Genomic DNA, 21,026 nt, shown 5'->3' on the forward strand with positions numbered 1-21,026 from the left:
GGATACATCCTCGAACGGGGGAACGTCCGAGGCTAGACCCGTAGAAGTGATGCCTCCGCAAAAAAAGGGGACGGAGGGAATTAAGTCGTGTGTGCCACAAACGACTTAATTCCCTCCGTCCCCTTTTTCAGTCGTTGACGTTGATCCAGCCTTCCACCGCGACGTGCTTCGGGTTGCGGTAGCGCAGCTTCACCCAGCCGTCCTGTTCATCCAGAAGTTCCACGCGATCGCCCTGCACGAGGTAACGCTTGGTGCTGGACGCACCGGGCCGGTCGAACAGGAACAGGCGCGCAGGTACCACGGTGGCCTGCTGACCACGCAACGGCCCATCCGGTGGTGCACCCAGGCCATCGGCAATGGCGCTCTCCAGCACACCGCCGGCGGGGTCATAGGTGCGCCAGACCGCCAGAGGGCCCTGTTCTTCGGTTTGTTCCCACTGCAGCGCGGCGTTCAACGTATCGCCCAGCATCAACACGCTCTCGGCGCGGTACAGGTAGAGCTTCGCACCCGCGAACCGGTACTGGTCGGCGTACCACATCGGCCCGCTGCGGCAACTGCTGGTGAGGGTGCGGGTGGCAACGTCCACGCTCAGCCCCATCAGGTCACCACAACTGTCCTTGCCGTGGGTGTCGGCCTGCAGCACGCGATACGAAGCACTGGCCGGATCGAAGCGGTACACCGTCACCGCTTCATTGACCATGCCCACCGAGGCGCGTGCGACCAGTTCCGGGTAGCCATCGAAATCGACGTCCTCCAGACCCCAGCGCGAATTGCCGTCGGCATCGGCCGCGCCCGCCAGCGTCTGGCGCTTTCCCGACGGCGACAGCTGCACGGCGATGCTGCCATCCTGCTGGGGATCGGCGTGCGCCTGCACGTGCGCGGCCACCTGGAACCGCAGCGTTTCGCCGTCGTCGCCACTGGCCTGCGCCGACGGTGCCAGCAATCCCGCCAGCACCAGGCCCAGCACGCATTCCCTGTGTTTCATCATCGGCCCCTGCGGCACCGCGGTGGCGCCTTCAACTCAGAACGATACCTCGACCGGCTGCCGCGACCACAGCACCGACTGATGCTTGGTCTGCTGCTTCCACGCCAGGCGGATCGCTTCGATATCGGCACGGCGCTGCGGAGTGTCTTCGTGCAGCACCACCAGCACCTTGGTGCGCAGGCGGTTGGGCGCGGCATCGCCGCGGAACAGCCACTGGCCGTAGGCATCGAACACGGTCAGGCCATCCGGGAAGCGCGGGGTCACTTCCTTGTCCAGGAACGTGCGCCATTGCGCCTCGCTGATGGTGTCGGCCTGCGGGCGGTTGCCGGCACCCTGCTCCTCGCCCACGCCGAAGTACAGCTCACTGCGCACCCAGCCATGGCCGGCGGACGGCCGTGCGGCATCGCCCTTCAGTTCGGCGGTGGTGGCCGTGGCATAGGCGCTGGGCGCCTGCGAAGAAAGGCTGGCGCAGCCGCTGGTGGCCAGCAGCACGGCGAAGACGAGGCCAAGGTGTTTCATCGGTACAGCTCCGGGGAAGGGGGACAAGGCGAGCCGGCAGCGTACAGCGCCACCGGCCCGGCGTGCTGATGCCAGCAGGGCATCAACTCATGCCGGGCCGGCAGGGGCTTGCATCGGCACCGGCCATCACGCGAAGATAATATATCGCTTCATCCGGATGGATGTAAGTGAAACTATCTCTCCCCTTCCCCGCCGTCGTTGTTGCTGGAGCCCCCATGTCCATCCGCCTGCCCGCGTCGCCGCTCGGCCTCGCCATCGCCCTCGCGCTTTCCTCCGCCGCCGTCCCGGCCCTGGCCCAGGACGCCACCAACCTGGACACCGTGATCGTCACCGGCACCCGTGCCGCCGACCGCACCGTGCTCGAATCCACCTCGCCGGTGGACGTGCTCACCGCCGAGGACATCCGCAAGGCCGGCGTGGTCAACGGTGAACTGGGCAGCGCGCTGCAGGCGCTGCTGCCATCGTTCAACTTCCCGCGCCAGTCCAACTCCGGCGGCGCCGACCACGTGCGCGCGGCACAGCTGCGTGGCCTGTCGCCGGACCAGGTGCTGGTGCTGGTCAACGGCAAGCGCCGCCACCACACTGCATTGGTCAACACCGACAGCAAGATCGGCAAGGGCACCACCCCGGTCGACTTCAACTCGATTCCGGTCAGTGCAATCAAGCGCATCGAAGTGCTGCGCGATGGTGCCGGCGCGCTGTACGGCTCGGATGCGGTGGCCGGTGTGATCAACGTGATCCTCGACAACGGCGGCGACGGCGGCGAGATCGAGGCCAGCTACGGTGCCAACCACACCGACCTCAAGCCGATCGGCCGCACTCTCACCGATGGCCAGACCGGCAACATCAGCGCCAAGGTCGGCACCTCGCTGGGCGAAGACGGAGGCTTCCTGCGCGTCGGCCTTGAATACAAGCACCGCAACGGCACCAACCGCGCCGGCTTCGACCAGATTCCGCCGTGGGACCAGACCCCGGGCAACCTGGCGCTGCAGGGCAAGCGCAACTACGTGCTGGGCGATGGCAAGAGCAAGGACATCAACCTGTGGCTGAACACCGAGATCCCGGTGGGCCAGACCTCGACGTTCTACGCATTCGGTACCTTCAACCAGCGGGATACCGAAGGCGCGAACTACTTCCGCTACCCCGATGGCGATGCCAACTGGAAGCAGGTCTATCCGAATGGCTACCGGCCGATCTCCGAAGGCGAGAACCGCGACGTGCAGGCCGTGGCCGGCGTGCGTGGGCAGTGGGGCGAATGGAGCTACGACGGCAGCCTGGATTACGGCCAGAACGATTTCACCTACCGCCTGCGTGATTCGCTCAACGCCTCGCTGGGCCCGACCAGTCCAACCCGCTTCAAGACCGCTGACTACGAGTACGCGCAGACCGTGGGCAACCTCGACCTGAGCCGCGTGTTCACCCAGAGCGACAGCATCAGCCACACCCTCGGCCTGGGTGTGGAAGCGCGCCATGAGCGTTACCAGACCCGTCCCGGCGACCCGGCCAGCTATGCCGCCGGCCCGTACACCGACCGCCCGACCGGCTCGCAGGCCGGCGGCGGCCTGACCCCGCAGGATGCGGCCCGCCTGTCGCGTGATGTGGCCAGCGCCTATGCCAGCCTGTCCAGCCAGTTCGGCGAGAAGTTCTCCACCGATCTGGCCGCGCGCTACGAGCACAACGACGACTTCGGCGGCGAACTGACCGGCAAGCTCGGCCTGCGCTATGAGTTCACCCCGGCGTTCGCGTTGCGCGGTGCCATCTCCAACAACTTCCGCGCACCGTCGCTGGCCCAGATCGGCTACGAATCCACCTCCACCGGCTACAACGCTGGCGGTCAGCTGGTGCAGGGCCGCTTGTTGTCGGTCAACAATCCGATCGCGCGCGGCCTGGGTGCGCAGAACCTGAAGCCGGAAAAATCGATCAACACCTCGCTGGGCTTCACCAGCCGCATCGGCGAGCATTTCGACCTGTCGCTGGACTTCTTCCAGATCGACATCGACGACCGCATCGCGCTGTCGGAGAGCATCACTGGCGACGCACTGACCGACTATGTGGCGGCCAACTACGGCGTCAGTGGCCTGCAGAGCGCCAGCTTCTTCGTCAACGCCGCCGACACCCGCACCCGCGGCGCCGAACTGGTGAGCAACTGGCGCCAGTCGCTGGGCGATGGCCAGCTGCTGCTGACCGGCACCTATGCGTATACCAAGACCACGCTGAAGAACGTGCTGGCCACGCCGGCACAGCTGCGTGCGCTGAACCCGGACTACGTGCTGTTCGGCATCGAAGAAACCAACACGCTCACCGACGCCACGCCGCGCACGCGCGGTAGTTTCTCGGCAGCCTGGAGCAACGACCACTGGTCGCTGAGCAGCCGCGTGAACCGCTACGGCAGCGCCACCCGCGTGTTCAACTTCGGTGACGGCTACATCCCGCGCCAGACCTACCAGGCCGAGTGGCAGCTGGATGCCGAAGTCGAGTACCGCATCACCCCGCAGTGGAGCGTGGCCATCGGCGGCCAGAACCTGACCGACAACTACCCGGATCGATCCAACAGCGATATCCACTACTTCGGCAACCTGCCGTACGACGTGCTGTCGCCGATCGGCAGCAACGGTGCGTACTACTACGGCCGCGTCCGCTATACCTTCTGATTGCTCTGGGTGTAATTGCCTTGGGTGGGTGCGGACCGTTGGTCCGCACTGTCTGGGTTCAATGCAGGCTGACCCTTTGTGCCGACCCACGGTCGGCACCCACCGAAGCAAGGCCGTAGCCTGCCCTCGACCCCACGTACACGCCCACGCTGGCAAGCTGGGCGTCATGGCTGAACCGCTCCCCCTGCGTCCGCCACCGCCATTGCTGGATGACGCCTGCGCGTTGTTCCTCGATGTCGACGGCACCCTGATCGAATTCGCTGCGCGCCCGGATGCCGTGCAGCTGCTGCCGGATGTGCGTGAAGCCATCGGCCGCATCAGCGACCGACTGGAAGGTGCCGTGGCACTGGTCAGTGGTCGCCCGCTTGAACAGCTGGATCAACTGTTCGCTCCCCTGCAACTGCCTGCCGCTGGCCTGCACGGCCATGAACTGCGTGGCCAGGATGGTCGTGTGCTGCGTGACGAACACGATGACGACACCGCCGAGTGGCTGCACGCACTGCACCAGCAGGCGATGCGCTTCGCCCACGGCCATCCCGGCGTGCTGGTGGAAGACAAGGGCGTCGGCCTGGCCCTGCACTGGCGCGGCGCGCCGCATGCCGCCAGCGATGTCCGCGCCTTCGCCGACCGCCACGTGCGTGGCCGTGCCAGCTACCGCCTGCAACCTGGCGACCATGTGGTCGAGTTCGTGCCTGTCGGCACCGACAAGGGCCGTGCCGTGCGCCGGATGATGCAGTACCTGCCCTTCCGCGGCCGCCTGCCGGTGTTCCTCGGTGACGACCTCACCGATGAATTCGGCTTCGACGCCGCCAACGTCCAGCATGGCTGGAGCGTGCTGGTGGGCGAGCGGGAACCGAGCAAGGCGGTGTTCGCGCTGCCCGACATACGCAGCGTGCACGCCTGGCTGCGTGAGAATGCCTATTGACCCGGCCACCCCACGGCCGCAACCGAGATGTACCGCGTGATGACCCAACCCGATCTTGATCTGGGCGTGGTCGGCAACGGCAGCTTCGGCGCCCTGGTCGACAAACGTGCCCGCGTTGTCTGGAGCTGCCTGCCCACCTTCGACGGCGACCCCACCTTCTGTGCCCTGCTCGGTCCCAACCAGCAGACCGGTGGCGACTTCGCCATCGAGCTGGAGGACTTCGCGAGCAGCGAGCAGGAATACCTGACCAACACCGCGATCCTGCGCACCGTCCTGCGCGACGCGCACGGTGGCGAACTGGAAATCCTCGATTTCGCCCCGCGCTGGCGCCAGAACGACCGTTTCTATCGCCCGGTCAGCCTGATCCGCCAGGTGCGTCCGCTGGCCGGCAGTCCGCGCATCACCGTGCGTGCGCGACCACTGGCGGACTGGGGCGCGCGCGTGCCGGAGTCCACCTGGGGCAGCAACCATGTGCGCTGGATCCTGCCCGAGCATGTGCTGCGGCTGACCACCGATGTACCGGTGCGCTTCGTGCGCGACGGTCTGCCGTTCGTACTCAACCATCCCATCCACCTGATCCTGGGCGTGGATGAATCGCTCAACCGCTCGATCAGTGGCTATGTGCAGGAAGCCTTCCAACGCACCCGCGACTACTGGCGCGAATGGGTGCGTTACCTGTCCATTCCGCTGGAATGGCAGGACGCGGTGATCCGCAGTGCGATCACCCTGAAGCTGTGCCAGTACGAGGACAGCGGCGCGATCATCGCGGCAATGACCACCTCCATTCCGGAAGCCCCGGGCAGCGTGCGCAACTGGGACTACCGTTACTGCTGGCTGCGTGATGCCGCTTTCGTGGTGCGCGCACTGAACCGCCTCGGCGCAACACGCACGATGGAGCAGTTCCTCGGCTACATCTTCAACCTGGCCACCACCGACGGCACGCTGCAGCCGCTGTATGGCATCGGCTTCGAAGCCAAGCTGGACGAGGACGAAGTACCCAGCCTGTCCGGCTACCGTGGCATGGGCCCGGTGCGACGCGGCAACCTGGCCTGGGTGCAGCGCCAGCACGATGTGTACGGCAGCGTGGTGCTGGCGTCCACGCAGCTGTTCTTCGACCGGCGCCTGCAGGACCCGGGTGATGCGCACACCTTCGCCCGCCTGGAGCCCCTGGGCGAACAGGCGTTCGCCCTGCATGACGTACCCGATGCCGGCCTGTGGGAATTCCGCGGCCGCACCGAAGTGCATACCTATACCAGCGCGATGTGCTGGGCCGCGTGCGACCGCCTGTGCAAGATCGCCGTGCGCCTGAAGCGTGATGACCGCGCCCGCTACTGGCGCGAGCGCGCCGACACCATCCACGCGCGCATCATGGCCGAATCCTGGAGCGAGGAGCTGGGCCACTTCACCGATACCTTCGGTGGCCATCGGCTGGATGCCTCGCTGCTGCTGCTGGCCGATATCGGCTTCATCGACGCGCTGGATGCGCGCTTCATTGCCACCGTCGATGCCATCGGCCGAGACCTCAAGCATGGCAATTCGCTGTACCGCTATGTCGCGCCGGATGACTTCGGCGAGCCGGAAACCAGCTTCACCATCTGCACCTTCTGGTACATCGATGCGCTGGCGGCAATCGGGCGCATGGACGAAGCACGCGAGATGTTCGAGCTGCTGCTGAAGCAGCGCAACCATCTGGGCCTGCTGTCGGAGGATCTGGCCTTCGACAGTGGCGAGGCCTGGGGCAATTTCCCGCAGACCTATTCGCACGTCGGCCTGATCACCGCCGCGATGCGCCTGTCGCGGTCCTGGCAGGAGGCATCGTGACTCGTCTGGTCGTGGTATCAAATCGTGTGGCCGTGCCCGGCGAGAACCGCGCAGGCGGCTTGGCGGTCGGCCTGCTGGCCGCCCTGAAGGAGCGCGGCGGCCTGTGGTTCGGCTGGAGCGGCAAGACCGTAAAGGAAGGCAGCGGCACGCTGCACCGGCAGAAGGACGGTGACATCGACTACGTCACCATGGACCTGAGCAAGCGCGAAGTCGATGGCTACTACAATGGTTTCGCCAACCGCACGCTGTGGCCACTGCTGCACTTCCGGCTGGACCTGGTCGACTACGACCGCGGCACCCGCGAGACCTACCACAAGGTCAATGCGCTGTTCGCCGACAAGCTCGCGCCATTGCTGCGAGAGGATGACATCGTCTGGATCCACGACTACCACCTGATCCCGCTCGGCGCACTGCTGCGCGAGCGCGGCATCGGCTGCCGCATCGGCTTTTTCCTGCACATCCCGATGCCGTCGGCCGACCTGCTGCAGGCGATGCCCGACCACCTGCGACTGTTCTCCGCGCTGTACGCCTACGATCTGGTCGGCTTCCAGACCCAGCGCGACGCCGATCGTTTCCAGACCTACCTGCGCCTGTTCGGTGGTGGCCGCGTACTCGACAACGGCGAGCTGGAAGCACCGGGCGGGCGCCGCTTCCGTGCGGCGGCTTTCCCGATCGGCATCGACACCGAGCTGATCGCACGCCAGGCCGGCACCGCCGCCACCAAGGCCGCGGTGAAGAATCTGCGCAACAGCCTGCGTGACCGCCAGCTGGCGATCGGCGTAGATCGCCTGGACTACTCCAAGGGCCTGCCCGAGCGCTTCCTCGGCTTCGAGCGCTATCTTGAGCGCCACCCCGACCAGCGCGGCTCGCTGACCTACCTGCAGATCGCGCCGGTCTCGCGCGGCGACGTCACCGAGTACCGGCAGCTACGCAGCCAGCTGGAACAGATCGCCGGCCACATCAACGGTGGCCACGCCGAGCCCGACTGGACGCCGCTGCGCTACGTCAACCAGAACTTCACCCATGCCACGCTCACCGGCTTCTACCGGGCGGCGGCGGTCGGCCTGGTCACGCCGCTGCGCGATGGCATGAACCTGGTGGCCAAGGAGTACGTGGCCTCGCAGGACCCGGAGGATCCCGGCGTGCTGGTGCTGTCTCTGCTGGCTGGCGCTGCCGACGAACTGAAGCAGGCACTGCTGGTGAACCCACATGATCTGGACGGCGTGGCCGACGCCATCGCCACGGCAGCGACGATGTCGCTGAGCAGGCGCAAGGAGCGCTGGCACGCGATGATGGAACATCTGCGTACCTACGACATCAACCACTGGCGCCGCAGCTATCTGGACGCGCTGGAAGGCTGAAGCACGCGTTCCTGTAGAGCCGAGCCATGCTCGGCTGCGTTTTGTAGAGTCGAGCCATGCTCGACTGCTACTGGCAGGAGAAAAAGCAAGTCGAGCATGGCTCGACTCTACAGAAGACAGGCGATCAATCCAGGAACCGCGCGGCCTGCTCCGGTGCGGGCAGGTAACAGGCGTCATGCCGCCCGAACCAGCGGTAACGGTTGCGTGCCAGCGCGCGATACGCGGCATCACGCCAGCCGCGCGGCACTGCCCGCAGCACGCCGCTCAAACGCCAGGCGCCGCCCAGCCCCGCCAGCACGCGCAGGATCGCATCGGTATCGGTCCAGGCGCCCTGCGCGTCCAGCAGCAGGAACGACATCGGGTCCTGCGGGTCCAGCCCGTGCGCGCGCAGCATCGCGCTGCCCTGTGCGCCCTGCATCGCCGCAAAGCGATAGCGCCCCCTGCGGTCGAAGCGCAGCAGCAAGCGCACCCAGCGGTTGCACAGCGCGCATACGCCATCGAATACGATCACCGCGCTGCCAGCCTCGGCGGCGGCCTCACTGCGGTTCGAGCCAGCCTTCATAGCGGATCAGAGCTCCCACCCAGGGCAGCGTCACATCGACCAGGAAAGTGTAACGCTCACCCTGCCAGGCTTCGCGGCAACGCACGCCACCAAACCAGCGCCTCGGCAGCGGCAGCAGCCCGAAGGCCCAGACCCGCCGCACCGACCAGTCGATGCCACCTTCGCGGGCCTGCAGATCAAATTCGAAGCGCACCGCGCCCAACTGCTCGCGCAGGTATCCCTCATGCGCCCACAGCCGCGACACCATCGGCCAGCGCCCAAAACGCCGCGCCCACTGCTCGCCCTGCCCGTGTGCCCTGAACGCCACTTCGGTCGGCAGCGCGTCTCCGTCCTTTGGCAACCGTGCCAACGCAGCCAGCAGCGGCACCAGCCAGTGCCACCCCCTCACGATGCGCGCCTGCCCCACGTAGCGGCACGGCAACGGCGCTGCATGCAGCGCCTGCACTGGCGCGGCCAAGGTGGCGAAGGCCGGCCCCAGCACGCGCGCGAACAGCGGAGTGGTCAGGGCGCGATCCAGGCCAGTGTTGCCATGCGCCCGGTGCGACGATCGCGCCGGTGCGAATACAGGTCCGGATCGGCCATGGTCGACACCGTGCCGCCATGCACCTGCGCCGGGTCCATGCCCGCCGCCTGCAGGCGCTGTCGGGCCAGCGCGAACAGGTCCACCTTCCAGTGACCGGGGCGCGTCGCCACGAACGCTGCTTCGGCCGCCGGATCGTGGCCGACGAAGGCGTGGTAGACCTCCTCGCCGATCTCGTAGTCGGCCGGTCCTGCGGCCGGGCCCAGCCAGGCCCGCAGCTGCGCCGGCGGCGTCTGCATGGCGGCCACCGTGGCCTCCAGCATGCCGTCGGCCAGGCCACGCCAGCCTGCGTGGGCCGCGCCCACCTCACTGCCATCGGCGGCGGCGAACACCACCGGCAGGCAGTCGGCGGTCAGGATCGCCAGCACCACGCCCGGCACCGAGGTCACCGCGGCATCGGCCACCGGTTCGCTGGCGCCGGGCACCGGCGGCGCGCTGAAGCGCAGCACGGTGCTGCTGTGCACCTGGCGCAGCCAGTGCGGGGCCGACGGCAGCGCCAACCCCTGCTGCAGCAGCTGGCGGTTGTGCTCCACATTGGCGGGGGTATCACCATCGGCCGCGTGCCGGTTGCCCAGGTTGAACTGCGCGAACGGCGCCGGCGAAATGCCCGCACCGTGCCGGCGCGTGGTCAGCGCATGGACGCCCGGAGGCGCCGGCCAGTCCGCCTGCAACAAGGGCAGCGCGGCAGCCATCACCAGCGGTCCCGCTCGCGCGCGGCGAAGGCTTCGCTGTCTTCGCGCAGCACCTTCATCAGGTGCAGCATGTCGTCCGGCACCGGCGCGGTGTTGCGCACCGGCTCACCGGTGATCGGGTGCGTGAACTCCAGCGTCTCGGCGTGCAGGGCCTGGCGCTTGAAGCCGCGCAGCGCGGCCACCAGCTCGTCGCTGGCGCCCTTGGGCAGCTTCAATGCACCGCCGTACAGCGGGTCGCCGATGATCGGATGGCGCACGTGCGCCATATGCACGCGGATCTGGTGGGTACGGCCGGTTTCCAGGCGGCACTCCAGCGCGGTGTGCGCACGGAAGCGCTCGCGCAGGCGGTAATGGGTGATCGCCTCCTTGCCGTCCTCGCGCACGGCCATCTTCAGGCGGTCGCGCGGGTGGCGGTCGATCGGGGCATCAGCGGTACCGCCGGCCACCAGCGCGCCCATCACGATGGCCAGGTACTGGCGGTGCACGTCGCGTGCGGCCAACTGCTCGACCAGCGCGGTCTGCGCTTCCAGGGTCTTGGCCACCACCATCACGCCGCTGGTGTCCTTGTCCAGGCGGTGCACGATGCCCGCGCGCGGCAGTACCGCCACCGACGGGTCGCGGAACAGCAGGGCATTGACCAGGGTGCCGCTGTGGTTGCCGGCGCCCGGGTGAACCACCAGGCCCACCGGCTTGTTGATCACCAGCAGGTGCTCGTCCTCGAACAGCACGTCCAGCGGGATGTCCTCCGGCTGGGCGTCGGTCTGCGTTTCCAGCACCACGTTGAGGGTCACCACCTCGCCGCCGCGCAGCGGATCGCGCGGACGCACCTGGGCGCCGTCCAGCAGGACCTCACCGGCTTTGATCCACTCGGTCAGGCGCGACCGCGAGTATTCGGGGAACAGTTCGGCCACGACGGCGTCGAAACGGCGGCCGGCAGCGGTGTCGGGGACGATGGCCTGGCGGGCCGATTCAGAGGGTTGTTCAGACATGGCAGGGGGGCATTCTTTGAAATTTTGGGGTCCCGGCGGCCGGTTTCAGTCGCTGGACAGGACACTAGGCTATCATCGACCCTTCGTATTCCAGCCGCGTCCCGCCTCGACCCCATGATCCGACGCTCCGCCATGCTCTCCGCGCCCGTCCGCCTCACCGCCCTGCTGCTGGTGCTGGTCATCGCCGCCACCGGCTGCCACCGTGGTGCCAAGAAGGGCGATCGCCCCGATGAAGGGACGCCGGTCGAACAGTTGTACGAGAAGAGCCACAAGCTGATGCAGGGTGGCAACTGGAGCGGCGCCGAAGCCAGCTTCCGCCGCCTGGTGGCCCAGTATCCGTACGGTCCGTATACCGAGCAGGCGATGATCGAGACCGCCTACGCCCAGTACAAGGCCGGCAAGCACGATGACGCGGTGTCCAGCATCGACCGCTTCATCCGTACCTACCCGACCCATCGCAACATCGCGTACCTGTACTACCTGCGCGGCCTGGCCAACTCCAATCGCAGTACGGTTTTCCTTCGTCGCGTATGGTCGCTGGATGCCAGCCGGCGCGATCTGTCCACGCCGCACCAGGCGTATTCGGACTTCAACATCGTGGTGGACCGCTACCCGAACAGCCGGTACGCCGCAGATGCGCGCCAGCGCATGCTGGAGCTGCGTGACGTGTTCGCCCAGCACGAGCTCGACAACGCCCTGTACTACATGCGCCGCGGCGCCTGGGTCTCGGCCGCCGGCCGCGCCAACTACCTGCTGGAAACCTACCCGCAGAGCGCGTTCCAGTACGACGCCGTCGCCGTCCTGGCCGATTCCTACACCCACCTGGGCAACAAGACCCTGGCCGACGACGCCCGCCGCGTCCTGCAGCTGAACCAGCCGGACCACCCGTGGCTGGAAGGCAAGTGGCCGAAGTACCCGTGGATGATCCGCAAGCTGAACCCGTTCGCTGGCGAGAAGTCCGCCAGCACCGGCCAGCGCAACGCGCGACTGGAAAAGAAATAAGAAAAAGGCCCCGCAAGGGGCCTTTTCTTTGTCGGTTATCCACGCCATGCGTGGAGGGTTCGTGCGCCCATGGACCACGACACTAGGAATTCTACGAATCCCCGGCGGATGCGACGCCGGTCCCACTCGGCGCGGGCGAGCCCCTCCACACTGCGGCGCAACGGCCATCCCGGCCGTGAAGGAGCGCCTCATGACCCCACTACCCCGCCGTTTCCGCCCTCTCGCCGGCCTCCTCGCCACTGCCCTGCTGGCGCTGTCCCCGGGCCCCCTGGCCGCCGCGCCGGTTGCACCGGGCGACCTGCTGTCTGCTGCCCCCTATCGCGCGTCATGGGTGCCGTCCAAGGCCGCGCAGGCCTACAAGCTGCACTACCGCACCCCGGATCATCGCGGCCAGCTGGCCGAAGGCACCGGCCTGCTGTATCTGCCCGCCGGCGCGGCGCCTGCAGGCGGCTGGCCGGTGGTGTCCTGGGCACATGGCACCCAGGGCATCGCAGATCGCTGTGCGCCCTCGGTGTCCGGCCCCTACCAACCCCAACGCGACGGGCGCTTCCTCGATCAGTTCCTGGCACAGGGCTATGCGGTGGTCGCCGCGGACTACCAGGGCCTCGGCAGTCCAGGTGACCATGCCTATCTGCATGTGCGCACTGCCGCGCGCAACGCCATCGACCTCGTCAAAGCCAGCCGCCAGTACCTGGGCAACGCAGCGCTGTCGCCGCGCTGGGTCTCGGTCGGCCATTCGCAGGGTGGCGCCGCCGCGCTCACCGCAGGCCACATCGCCCCCACCTATGGAGGGCCGGCGTTGCACTACCGCGGCAGCTTCACCACCGGTACGCCCACGGCAGTGGAGTTGACCGCGCTGGTGATGAAACCGGACAACCGCACCGCCAATCCAGGTGCAGTCAACGCGTATCACGCGTATCTGCTCGATGGCCTGCTGCAGGTCGCGCCGCAGATCGACCGCGTCCTCAGCGACACCGGCCGCGCCCGCGTGGCAGTGGCACGTGAGCAGTGCCTGGGCGAACTGGCCGCCACCCTGGACGGTGCGGATACCGGCAGCATGTTCACTGCACCGCTGACCAGCGTGCCGGGCATCTGGGCGGTGCTGTACGACTATCTCGGCGTACCGCGCCGCGGCTTCAGCCAACCACTGATGCTGGGCCATGGCAGCGCGGACCGCGATGTGCCCTATCTGACCACGCTGCTGTACGCCGCAGGCCTGGCCCTGCGAGGCGAGCCGGTCGCGTTCCGACGCTACCCGGTCGACCACCGCGGCACGCTGGATGCGGCGGCGGCGGATGGCCTGGCATTTGTGCGTGCACGGCTTGAGGGCGGCCACTTCAGCGACGCTGCGGAAACCGCCGGCCTCGAACAGCTGCTCGGCGAAGCCCGGTAGATCCACGCCATGCGTGGATGATCTTCGACCATCGTGCGGACCAAGGTCCGCACCCATCGGAGAGGGCCAACGGGTTGCCGGCCATCGGCCGGCACTCCCTGTCGTCTGCTGGACCGGGCCTCAGCCCTTGTAGCCGTTGCTGATCGGGTAACGACGCTCACGGCCGAACGCCCGGCGCGAGACCTTCGGCCCGGGCGCGGCCTGATGCCGCTTCCACTCGCTGATGCGCACCAGGCGCAGCACGCGGTCGACCACGGTCGCGTCGTAACCGGCCGCCACGATCTCCGTGCGCGACTGCTCCTGATCGATGTAGCGGTACAGGATGCCATCCAGCACGTCATAGGCCGGCAGCGAATCCTGGTCCAGCTGGTTCTCGCGCAGCTCGGCCGACGGCGGGCGGCTGATCACCGCCGGCGGGATCACCGGTGCGCCGCCCACGGTGTTGCGCCACTTGGACAGCCCGAACACCTCGGTCTTGTAGAGGTCCTTCAACGGCGCATAGCCACCGCACATGTCGCCGTAGATGGTGGCGTAACCGACCGCGTACTCGCTCTTGTTGCCGGTGGTCAGCAGCAGGCCGCCGAACTTGTTGGCCAGCGCCATCAGGATCACGCCACGGCTGCGCGACTGCAGATTCTCTTCGGTCACGTCCGGCGTGGTGCCCTCGAACATCGGCGCCAGCGATTCCATCAGGCCCTTGAACGCCGGCTCGATCGACACCGCCTCCAGCTTCACGCCCAGTGCCTGGCACTGCTCGGCCGCCAGGTCATTGGACAGGCCTGCGGTATAGCGCGACGGCAACCGCACGGCGGTGACGTTCTCGGCGCCCATCGCGTCCACGGCCATGGCCAGCACCAGTGCCGAATCGATGCCACCGGACAGGCCCAGCCACACCTTCCTGAAGCCGTTCTTGCGGCAGTAGTCCTGGATGCCACGGGTCACGGCACGCCAGGCCAGCGCGTCCATGCTCTCGTCGCCATCGTCCATCCACACGTGCGGCATGAAGCGGCGGGTTTCACCGTCGTACTCCACCACCAGCCACTGGTCGACGAAGGCGGCGGCGGCCGGGTGCACGGTACCGTCGCCATCGGCCACCACCGAGGCGCCATCGAACACCAGCGCGTCCTGGCCACCGACCACATTGAGGTAGGCGATCGCCGCCCCGCTCTCACGGGTGCGCGCGGCCAGCACCGCATCGCGCTGGGCATGCTTGCCCCGCTCGTACGGCGACGCATTCGGCACCATCACCAGCTGCGCGCCGGCGCGCACGGTGTCGGCCAACGGCTCGGCGAACCACAGGTCCTCGCAGATCAGCAGGCCGACCGGCACACCGTTGACCTCGAACACGCAGCTGCCGCCATCCGGATCGACATCGAAGTAGCGGCGCTCGTCGAACACCGCGTAGTTGGGCAGCTCGCGCTTGCGGTAGGTCTGTTCGACCAGCCCGTCGCGCAGCACGCTGGCGGCGTTGTAGACCACCGCGCCGGCCGCCTGTGGCCAGCCAACCACGGCGGTGATGCCACGGCAGGCGGCAGCGATGCGGGTCATCGCCTGCTCGCACTCGTACAGGAAGCCCGGGCGCAGCAGCAGGTCTTCCGGCGGGTAACCGCTCACCGCCAGCTCGGGGAACATCACCAGCTCGGCGCCGTACTCGTCGCGCGCCTGGCCGATCATCTCGATGATGCGCTCGGTGTTGCCGGCGACATCGCCGACCGGGAAGTCGAACTGCGCCATCGCGATGCGGATCGAAGCCATTGGGAATCCAGCCTGTGGTTGCAATGCCGCCATTGTAGCGCTGCGCCATGCGCGCGCCGGGCGCGCTCACTGCGTGGACAGCCCTGGCTCAGTAGATCCACGCCATGCGTGGATGGGCCGACCAGGCGGCCGCCAGACGCAGAAAAGCCGCCCGAGGGCGGCTTTTCCAAAGCAAGCCGAGCGTGGGCTCGGCTCTACAGAATCGGCTGCCAGAGGCAGTCGTTCTTATTTCACCAGCTTGGCGATGGCAGCGCCCAGGTCGCCCGGCGAACGGACGGTGACAACACCGGCAGCTTCCATGGCGGCGAACTTGCCTTCGGCCGTGCCCTTGCCGCCCGAGGCGATCGCACCGGCGTGGCCCATGCGCTTGCCGGCCGGAGCCGACGCACCGGCGATGAAACCGACGACCGGCTTCTTCACGTGGTTCTTGATGTACTCGGCGCCGGCTTCTTCGGCGTCACCGCCGATTTCGCCAACCATGATGATGCCTTCGGTCTGCGGGTCTTCGTTGAACAGCTTCAGGCAGTCGACGAAGTTCAGGCCGTTGATCGGGTCACCACCGATGCCGATGCAGGTGGACTGGCCCAGGCCGACTTCGGTGGTCTGCTTGACCGCTTCATAGGTCAGGGTGCCCGAACGCGACACGATGCCGATCTTGCCCGGCTGATGGATGTGGCCCGGCATGATGCCGATCTTGCACTCACCCGGGGTGATGACGCCCGGGCAGTTCGGCCCGATCAGCACGGTGTCCGGATGCGAACGGGTCAGCACGTTCTTGACGCGCAGCATGTCCAGCACCGGGATGCCTTCGGTGATGCAGACGATGACCTTGATGCCGGCAGCAGCGGCTTCCAGGATCGCGTCGGCCGCGTACGGCGGCGGCACGTAGATGACCGAAGCGTTGGCGCCGGTGCTCTGCACGGCGTCGGCAACGGTGTTGAAGACCGGCAGGTCGATGTGGGTGGTGCCACCCTTGCCCGGGGTCACGCCGCCAACAACCTGGGTGCCGTACTCGATCATCTGAGTGGCGTGGAAGGTGCCCTGCTGGCCGGTGAAGCCCTGCACGATCACCTTGGTGTTCTTGTTAATCAAAACAGACATGGGAATTCCTTGGTGTCGAATCAGGCAGCGTTCTTGACAGCTTCAACGATCTTCTTGGCGCCATCGTTGATGTTGTCAGCCGGGATGATGGCCATGCCGCTGTCGCGCAGCAGCTGCTTGCCTTCTTCCACGTTGGTGCCTTCCAGGCGCACCACGACCGGAACCTTGACGCCCACTTCCTTCACGGCGGCGATGATGCCTTCGGCAATCATGTCGCAGCGGACGATGCCGCCGAAGATGTTGACGAAGATGCCTTCAACCTTGTCCGAGGACAGGATCAGCTTGAACGCTTCGATGACGCGCTGCTTGTTGGCACCGCCGCCCACGTCCAGGAAGTTCGCCGGCTCGCCGCCGTTGAGCTTGATGACGTCCATGGTGGCCATGGCCAGGCCGGCGCCGTTCACCATGCAGCCGATGTTGCCGTCCATGGTGACGTAGTTGATGTCCAGCTCCGAAGCGATCACTTCGGTCGGATCTTCCTGGGTCTTGTCGCGCATGGCGACCAGGGCCTTCTGGCGGAACGCGGCGTTGTCGTCGCTGTCGAACTTGCCGTCCAGCGCGTACAGGTTGCCGTCGTCCAGGATGGCCAGCGGGTTGATTTCAACCAGGGCCAGGTCCTTTTCGTTGAACAGGCGGTACAGGTTCTCCATGATGCTGGCGAACTGGCCGGCCTGCTTGGCGGTCAGGCCCAGCTTGAAGCCGAAATCACGGCCGTGGTAACCCTGCACGCCTTCGACGAAGTCGACGTTCAGCGAGTGGATCAGCTCCGGGGTTTCAGCAGCGACCTGCTCGATTTCCACGCCGCCTTCCGAAGAGGCGATGTAGGTGATGGTCTTGGTGCCACGGTCGACCAGCACCGACAGGTACAGTTCCTTGACGATCTCGCCGGCGGTGGTCACCAGCACCAGGTTGACCGGCAGTTCAACGCCTGCGGTCTGGTAGGTGGCCATCTTGGTGCCGAGCATCTTGGCCGCAGCGGCCTTCACGTCGTCGGTGGTCTTGCAGAACTTGACGCCGCCAGCCTTGCCGCGGCCGCCAGCGTGGATCTGCGCCTTGACCATCCAGGGGCCCTGGCCCAGGGAGTTGGCAGCGGCAACCGCTTCGTCCGGGGTCGCAGCGACCTTGCCGGCCGGGACCGGGATGCCGTACTCGGCAAGCAGTTGTTTTGACTGGTATTCGTGGAAATTCATGCGTCACCGTGGGAATAGGAACGACCGCACGCAATTCCTCAGGGCCCCGGCGGGGCGCCGGCATGGACCGCGGCGGGCCCACTATTGTGGCCGAGCCAGCGCCGGGGCGCAAAGAAGTCTGTACAAAACGCCAGACCCGGCCAGATTTCCACCGTCATTCAGGCAGTTGCGCCCGGGCCGCCGTTGGCCACCGGTATCCACGGCGGGCCAAATGCGCGATCCGGGCGGCTCCGGCGGCGTCCTGCCGGGAGCCCTATACTGGTCAACCAAAGTGTGTAGTGCCGGGCCTGCCCGGCTGCTTCCACCGCAGGCCACAGAGAAGCGACGTACCCGCCCGGCTTCAGGGGATGCCAGGCAGGGCCGCCGCAGATTCCAGACCCAGGCAGCCAGAAGGGGAGTTCCGGCGTGTCACCCAGTGCTTCATTGATCGACCGCATCGAATCGATTCCGCGGCGTGAGCTGTACTTCTTCGCGCTGTACCGGGTGCTGATCGCCGCGGTCATCGCCGGCCTGCTCTACAGCCCCCTGTCCGGCATGGTCGGCGAGGCCCATCACCCGCGCCTGGCCGATACCGTTGCGGCCATCTATCTGGTGCTGTCGCTGCTGGCCCTGGCGATCGGCCGCAACGAACGCTGGCTCCGCCCCATCGTGGTCACCAGCGTGCTGGTGGATATCATCGCCGCCACCCTGCTGGCGCACGCCCTGCCCGGCGCCAGCGCCGGCATCTCGATGTCGCTGCTGTTCAACATCGCCGCGGCCGCCACCCTGCTGCCGCTGAGCTGGGGGCTGGGCCTGGCAGTCGCGGCCAGCCTGGCCACCGGTACCGAATACCTGTGGAAAGTGCTGGAAGGCGGCGATCCCACCCGCACGCTGGCCGAGCTGGCCATGTTCGCCACCAGCTACCTGGCGCTGGCCTTCATCAGCTACCAAGTGGGCAGCCGCGCACGCCGCAACCAGCAGCTGGCCAACCAGCGCGGCGACGAAGTAGCCAACCTGTTCCAGATCAACGAACTGATCATCCGCCGCATGCGCACTGGCGTGCTGGTGGTAGACGCCGACAACCGCATCACCCTGGCCAATGAAGCGGCCTCGATGCTGCTCGGTGACAATGACGGCATCGGTGAGACAGGACGCCTGGATCTGGCCAGTGCCGCGCCGGAGCTGGCGCGCCGCCTGCAGCGCTGGCGCAACGGCTGGGCGCAGGACGAACTGCCGCTGCAGCTCAACCCCGACCAGCCCGAAGTGCAACCGCGCTTCGCCCGCCTGCTGGCGGGCAGCGAGCTGGCCCTGGTGTTCCTGGACGATTCCAGCGTGGTCTCGCGGCGCGCCGAATCGCTCACTCTGTCGGCCATGGGCCGCTTCTCCGCCAGCCTCGCCCATGAAATCCGCAACCCGCTGGCGGCGATCAACTATGCCGTGCAGCTGCTGGAAGAAGGCACCGGCTTCAACGAAAGCGACCGCCGCCTGCTGCAGATCATCCGCCAGCAATGCCAGCGCACCAATGGCATCGTCGAAAGCGTGCTGGGGCTGGCACGGCGCGAACGCGCCACGCCCGAGAACGTCGACCTGGTCGCCTTCGTGCGCCGCTTCGTGCTGGAGTACAAGCAGGGCCAGACGCTGGAAACCGACAGCATCGAACCGATCATCAGCGATACGGCGGTGATGGCGCAGGTCGATACCAAGCACCTGTACCAGGTGCTCACCGTACTGGTGCACAACGCATTGAAGTACGGCCGTATCGGCCAGCAGCCGGCACGGGTGCGCCTGCGCGTGGCCCAGCACGAGCGCAGCGCGGTGATCGACGTGATGGACCGTGGCCCGGGCATTCCCGAGAGCGTGGCCGCACAGCTGTTCCGTCCGTTCTTCACCACCTCCGAGCACGGCACCGGGCTGGGCCTGTATATCGCCCGCGAGTTGTGCCGGGCCAACCAGGCACGGCTCGACTACATCCCGGTGCCGGCAGGCGGCTCCTGCTTCCGCCTGGTGCTGCCCGGCCCGCACACGCTGTTGCCCACCTGATCCCAAATCTGTGCGTCAAACATTTGTCGCTTCCAGCCCCCTCGTTTATCTTTCACGCCCATGAACGAAACCCGCAGCGCCCTCGTCGTCGACGATGAACGCGACATCCGCGAACTGCTGGTACTGACCCTCGGCCGCATGGGGCTGCGCATCAGTACCGCCGCCAACCTGGCCGAAGCACGCGAGCTGCTGGCCAGCAATCCGTACGACCTGTGCATCACCGACATGCGCCTACCGGATGGCAACGGCATTGAGCTGGTCAGCGAGATCGCCCAGCACTACCCGCGCACGCCGGTGGCGATGATCACTGCGTTCGGCAGCATGGACCTGGCCGTGGAAGCGCTGAAAGCCGGCGCCTTCGACTTCGTCAGCAAGCCGGTGGACATCTCGGTGCTGCGTGGCCTGGTCAAGCACGCGCTGGAACTCAACAACACCGAACGCCCTGCGCCCGGCCCCGCCACCGAACAGGCTGCACGCCTGCTGGGCGCTTCGCCGGCCATGGACGTGTTGCGCACCACCATCGGCAAGGTCGCGCGCAGCCAGGCGCCGGTCTACATCCTCGGTGAATCCGGGGTTGGCAAGGAACTGGTCGCCCGCACCATCCACGCCCAGGGCGCGCGTGCGGCCGGCCCGTTCGTTCCGGTCAACTGCGGCGCCATTCCCGGCGAGCTGATGGAGAGCGAATTCTTCGGCCACCGCAAAGGCAGCTTCAGCGGCGCCCATGCCGACAAGCCCGGCCTGTTCCAGGCGGCGCACGGCGGCACCCTGTTCCTGGACGAAGTGGCCGAGCTGCCGCTGCAGATGCAGGTGAAGCTGCTGCGCGCGATCCAGGAGAAGTCGGTGCGCGCGGTCGGTGCGGCCAACGAAGAGCCGGTGGACGTACGCATCCTCTCTGCCACCCACAAGGACCTGGCCGAGCTGGTCGAAGATGGGCGCTTCCGCCACGACCTGTACTACCGCATCAACGTGATCGAGCTGAAGGTGCCGCCGCTGCGCGAGCGCCGCCAGGACCTGCCGGAGCTGGCGGCCGCCGTGCTGGCGCGGCTGGCCCGCAGCCACGGCCGTGCCACCCCGCTGCTGGCGCCGTCGGCGCTGGAAGCGCTGGCCCACTATGCATTCCCGGGCAATGTGCGCGAGCTGGAGAACATCCTGGAACGCGCACTGGCACTGGCCGAAGAAGACCGCATCGGCGCCGACGACCTGCGCCTGCCGCAGCACGCCCCACGTGCGCCCGGTGGCGCAGCTCCCGCCGAAGCCGTGGCCGACCTGCAACCCGGCAGCGCCGCCCTGCCCTCGTACATCGAGCAGCTGGAACGCAGCGCCATCCAGCGCGCGCTGGAAGAGAACCGCTGGAACAAGACCCGGACCGCCGCGCAGCTGGGCATCACCTTCCGCGCGCTGCGCTACAAGCTGAAGAAGCTGGGGATGGAGTAAGGGCCGAACGGCCCTGGCAGGCGCCAACCTTGGTTGGCGTTGCGCCG

General features: G+C 67.2%; 17 protein-coding genes. 8 read left to right on the forward strand and 9 right to left on the reverse strand.

Translation table 11 applies throughout. The features are described from left to right. Nucleotides 1-127: 127 nt before the first annotated feature. The gene (locus tag AC5P6E_RS00310) at nucleotides 128-985 is read right to left on the reverse strand and encodes an XAC2610-related protein (protein WP_029550880.1); all 858 of its coding nucleotides are present in this window, start codon (nucleotides 983-985) and stop codon (nucleotides 128-130) included. A gap of 36 nt (nucleotides 986-1,021) precedes the next feature. Beyond that, complete coding sequence (locus AC5P6E_RS00315) at nucleotides 1,022-1,504, reverse strand: DUF3574 domain-containing protein (RefSeq protein ID WP_010481551.1); 483 nt, start codon at nucleotides 1,502-1,504, stop codon at nucleotides 1,022-1,024. Nucleotides 1,505-1,719: 215 nt separating this feature from the next. Between AC5P6E_RS00315 and AC5P6E_RS00320 the strand changes: the two genes are divergently transcribed. The 4 genes from AC5P6E_RS00320 to otsA all read left to right on the forward strand — a co-directional run bounded on the left by AC5P6E_RS00320 (nucleotide 1,720) and on the right by otsA (nucleotide 8,262). Next, nucleotides 1,720-4,155 (forward strand): TonB-dependent receptor domain-containing protein, encoded by a 2,436-nt coding sequence (locus tag AC5P6E_RS00320; RefSeq protein WP_019338716.1) that lies wholly within the window; start codon nucleotides 1,720-1,722, stop codon nucleotides 4,153-4,155. Nucleotides 4,156-4,321: 166 nt separating this feature from the next. Next, on the forward strand, nucleotides 4,322-5,080 hold the full coding sequence (gene otsB / locus AC5P6E_RS00325) for a trehalose-phosphatase (RefSeq protein WP_010481547.1): 759 nt from the start codon (nucleotides 4,322-4,324) through the stop codon (nucleotides 5,078-5,080). 39 nt (nucleotides 5,081-5,119) lie between these two features. Next, nucleotides 5,120-6,901, forward strand: coding sequence for a glycoside hydrolase family 15 protein (locus tag AC5P6E_RS00330; RefSeq protein WP_029550881.1), 1,782 nt, complete (start codon nucleotides 5,120-5,122; stop codon nucleotides 6,899-6,901). Beyond that, the gene (gene otsA / locus AC5P6E_RS00335) at nucleotides 6,898-8,262 is read left to right on the forward strand and encodes an alpha,alpha-trehalose-phosphate synthase (UDP-forming) (protein ID WP_019338718.1); all 1,365 of its coding nucleotides are present in this window, start codon (nucleotides 6,898-6,900) and stop codon (nucleotides 8,260-8,262) included. The genes AC5P6E_RS00330 and otsA overlap by 4 nt, the downstream gene beginning before the upstream one ends. 124 nt (nucleotides 8,263-8,386) lie before the next feature. Here the strand turns inward: otsA and AC5P6E_RS00340 are convergent, their stop codons facing one another. From AC5P6E_RS00340 to rluD, 4 genes are read right to left on the reverse strand one after another with little or no spacing between them, the layout of a single operon-like run. Further along, nucleotides 8,387-8,824: a DCC1-like thiol-disulfide oxidoreductase family protein gene (locus AC5P6E_RS00340; RefSeq protein ID WP_019338719.1), complete on the reverse strand. Its 438-nt coding sequence runs from the start codon at nucleotides 8,822-8,824 to the stop codon at nucleotides 8,387-8,389. Beyond that, nucleotides 8,799-9,305 (reverse strand): DUF4166 domain-containing protein, encoded by a 507-nt coding sequence (locus tag AC5P6E_RS00345; RefSeq protein ID WP_019338720.1) that lies wholly within the window; start codon nucleotides 9,303-9,305, stop codon nucleotides 8,799-8,801. The genes AC5P6E_RS00340 and AC5P6E_RS00345 overlap by 26 nt, the downstream gene beginning before the upstream one ends. Before the next feature lie 20 nt (nucleotides 9,306-9,325). Then, nucleotides 9,326-10,096: a peptidoglycan editing factor PgeF gene (gene pgeF, locus AC5P6E_RS00350; RefSeq protein WP_329835924.1), complete on the reverse strand. Its 771-nt coding sequence runs from the start codon at nucleotides 10,094-10,096 to the stop codon at nucleotides 9,326-9,328. After that, entirely contained in the window at nucleotides 10,096-11,085 is a 990-nt protein-coding gene (rluD, locus tag AC5P6E_RS00355) for a 23S rRNA pseudouridine(1911/1915/1917) synthase RluD (RefSeq protein ID WP_010481528.1), read from the reverse strand. The genes pgeF and rluD overlap by 1 nt, the downstream gene beginning before the upstream one ends. A gap of 114 nt (nucleotides 11,086-11,199) precedes the next feature. Between rluD and AC5P6E_RS00360 the strand changes: the two genes are divergently transcribed. Then, nucleotides 11,200-12,087, forward strand: a complete 888-nt coding sequence (locus AC5P6E_RS00360; RefSeq protein WP_029379759.1) for an outer membrane protein assembly factor BamD — start codon at nucleotides 11,200-11,202, stop codon at nucleotides 12,085-12,087. Nucleotides 12,088-12,277: 190 nt separating this feature from the next. Continuing rightward, entirely contained in the window at nucleotides 12,278-13,480 is a 1,203-nt protein-coding gene (locus AC5P6E_RS00365; protein ID WP_019336427.1) for a lipase family protein, read from the forward strand. 120 nt (nucleotides 13,481-13,600) lie between these two features. On the opposite strand, the gene AC5P6E_RS00370 is transcribed toward AC5P6E_RS00365, so the two are convergent. The 3 genes from AC5P6E_RS00370 to sucC all read right to left on the reverse strand — a co-directional run bounded on the left by AC5P6E_RS00370 (nucleotide 13,601) and on the right by sucC (nucleotide 17,526). Next, nucleotides 13,601-15,235 carry an NAD+ synthase gene (locus tag AC5P6E_RS00370; RefSeq protein WP_019336428.1) on the reverse strand — a complete coding sequence of 545 codons (1,635 nt, stop codon included), beginning with the start codon at nucleotides 15,233-15,235 and terminating at the stop codon, nucleotides 13,601-13,603. 225 nt (nucleotides 15,236-15,460) lie between these two features. After that, complete coding sequence (sucD, locus tag AC5P6E_RS00375; RefSeq protein ID WP_005410793.1) at nucleotides 15,461-16,336, reverse strand: succinate--CoA ligase subunit alpha; 876 nt, start codon at nucleotides 16,334-16,336, stop codon at nucleotides 15,461-15,463. 20 nt (nucleotides 16,337-16,356) lie between these two features. Next, nucleotides 16,357-17,526 carry an ADP-forming succinate--CoA ligase subunit beta gene (gene sucC, locus AC5P6E_RS00380; RefSeq protein WP_495230596.1) on the reverse strand — a complete coding sequence of 390 codons (1,170 nt, stop codon included), beginning with the start codon at nucleotides 17,524-17,526 and terminating at the stop codon, nucleotides 16,357-16,359. Nucleotides 17,527-17,931: 405 nt separating this feature from the next. On the opposite strand from sucC, the gene AC5P6E_RS00385 reads away from it, so the two are divergent. Both AC5P6E_RS00385 and AC5P6E_RS00390 read left to right on the forward strand, forming a co-directional pair. Beyond that, nucleotides 17,932-19,545, forward strand: coding sequence for a sensor histidine kinase (locus AC5P6E_RS00385; protein WP_019660167.1), 1,614 nt, complete (start codon nucleotides 17,932-17,934; stop codon nucleotides 19,543-19,545). 60 nt (nucleotides 19,546-19,605) lie between these two features. Then, the gene (locus AC5P6E_RS00390; RefSeq protein WP_109814725.1) at nucleotides 19,606-20,979 is read left to right on the forward strand and encodes a sigma-54-dependent transcriptional regulator; all 1,374 of its coding nucleotides are present in this window, start codon (nucleotides 19,606-19,608) and stop codon (nucleotides 20,977-20,979) included. Nucleotides 20,980-21,026: the final 47 nt, after the last annotated feature.

The organism is Stenotrophomonas sp. YJH_SMC_16 (genome assembly GCF_059367875.1).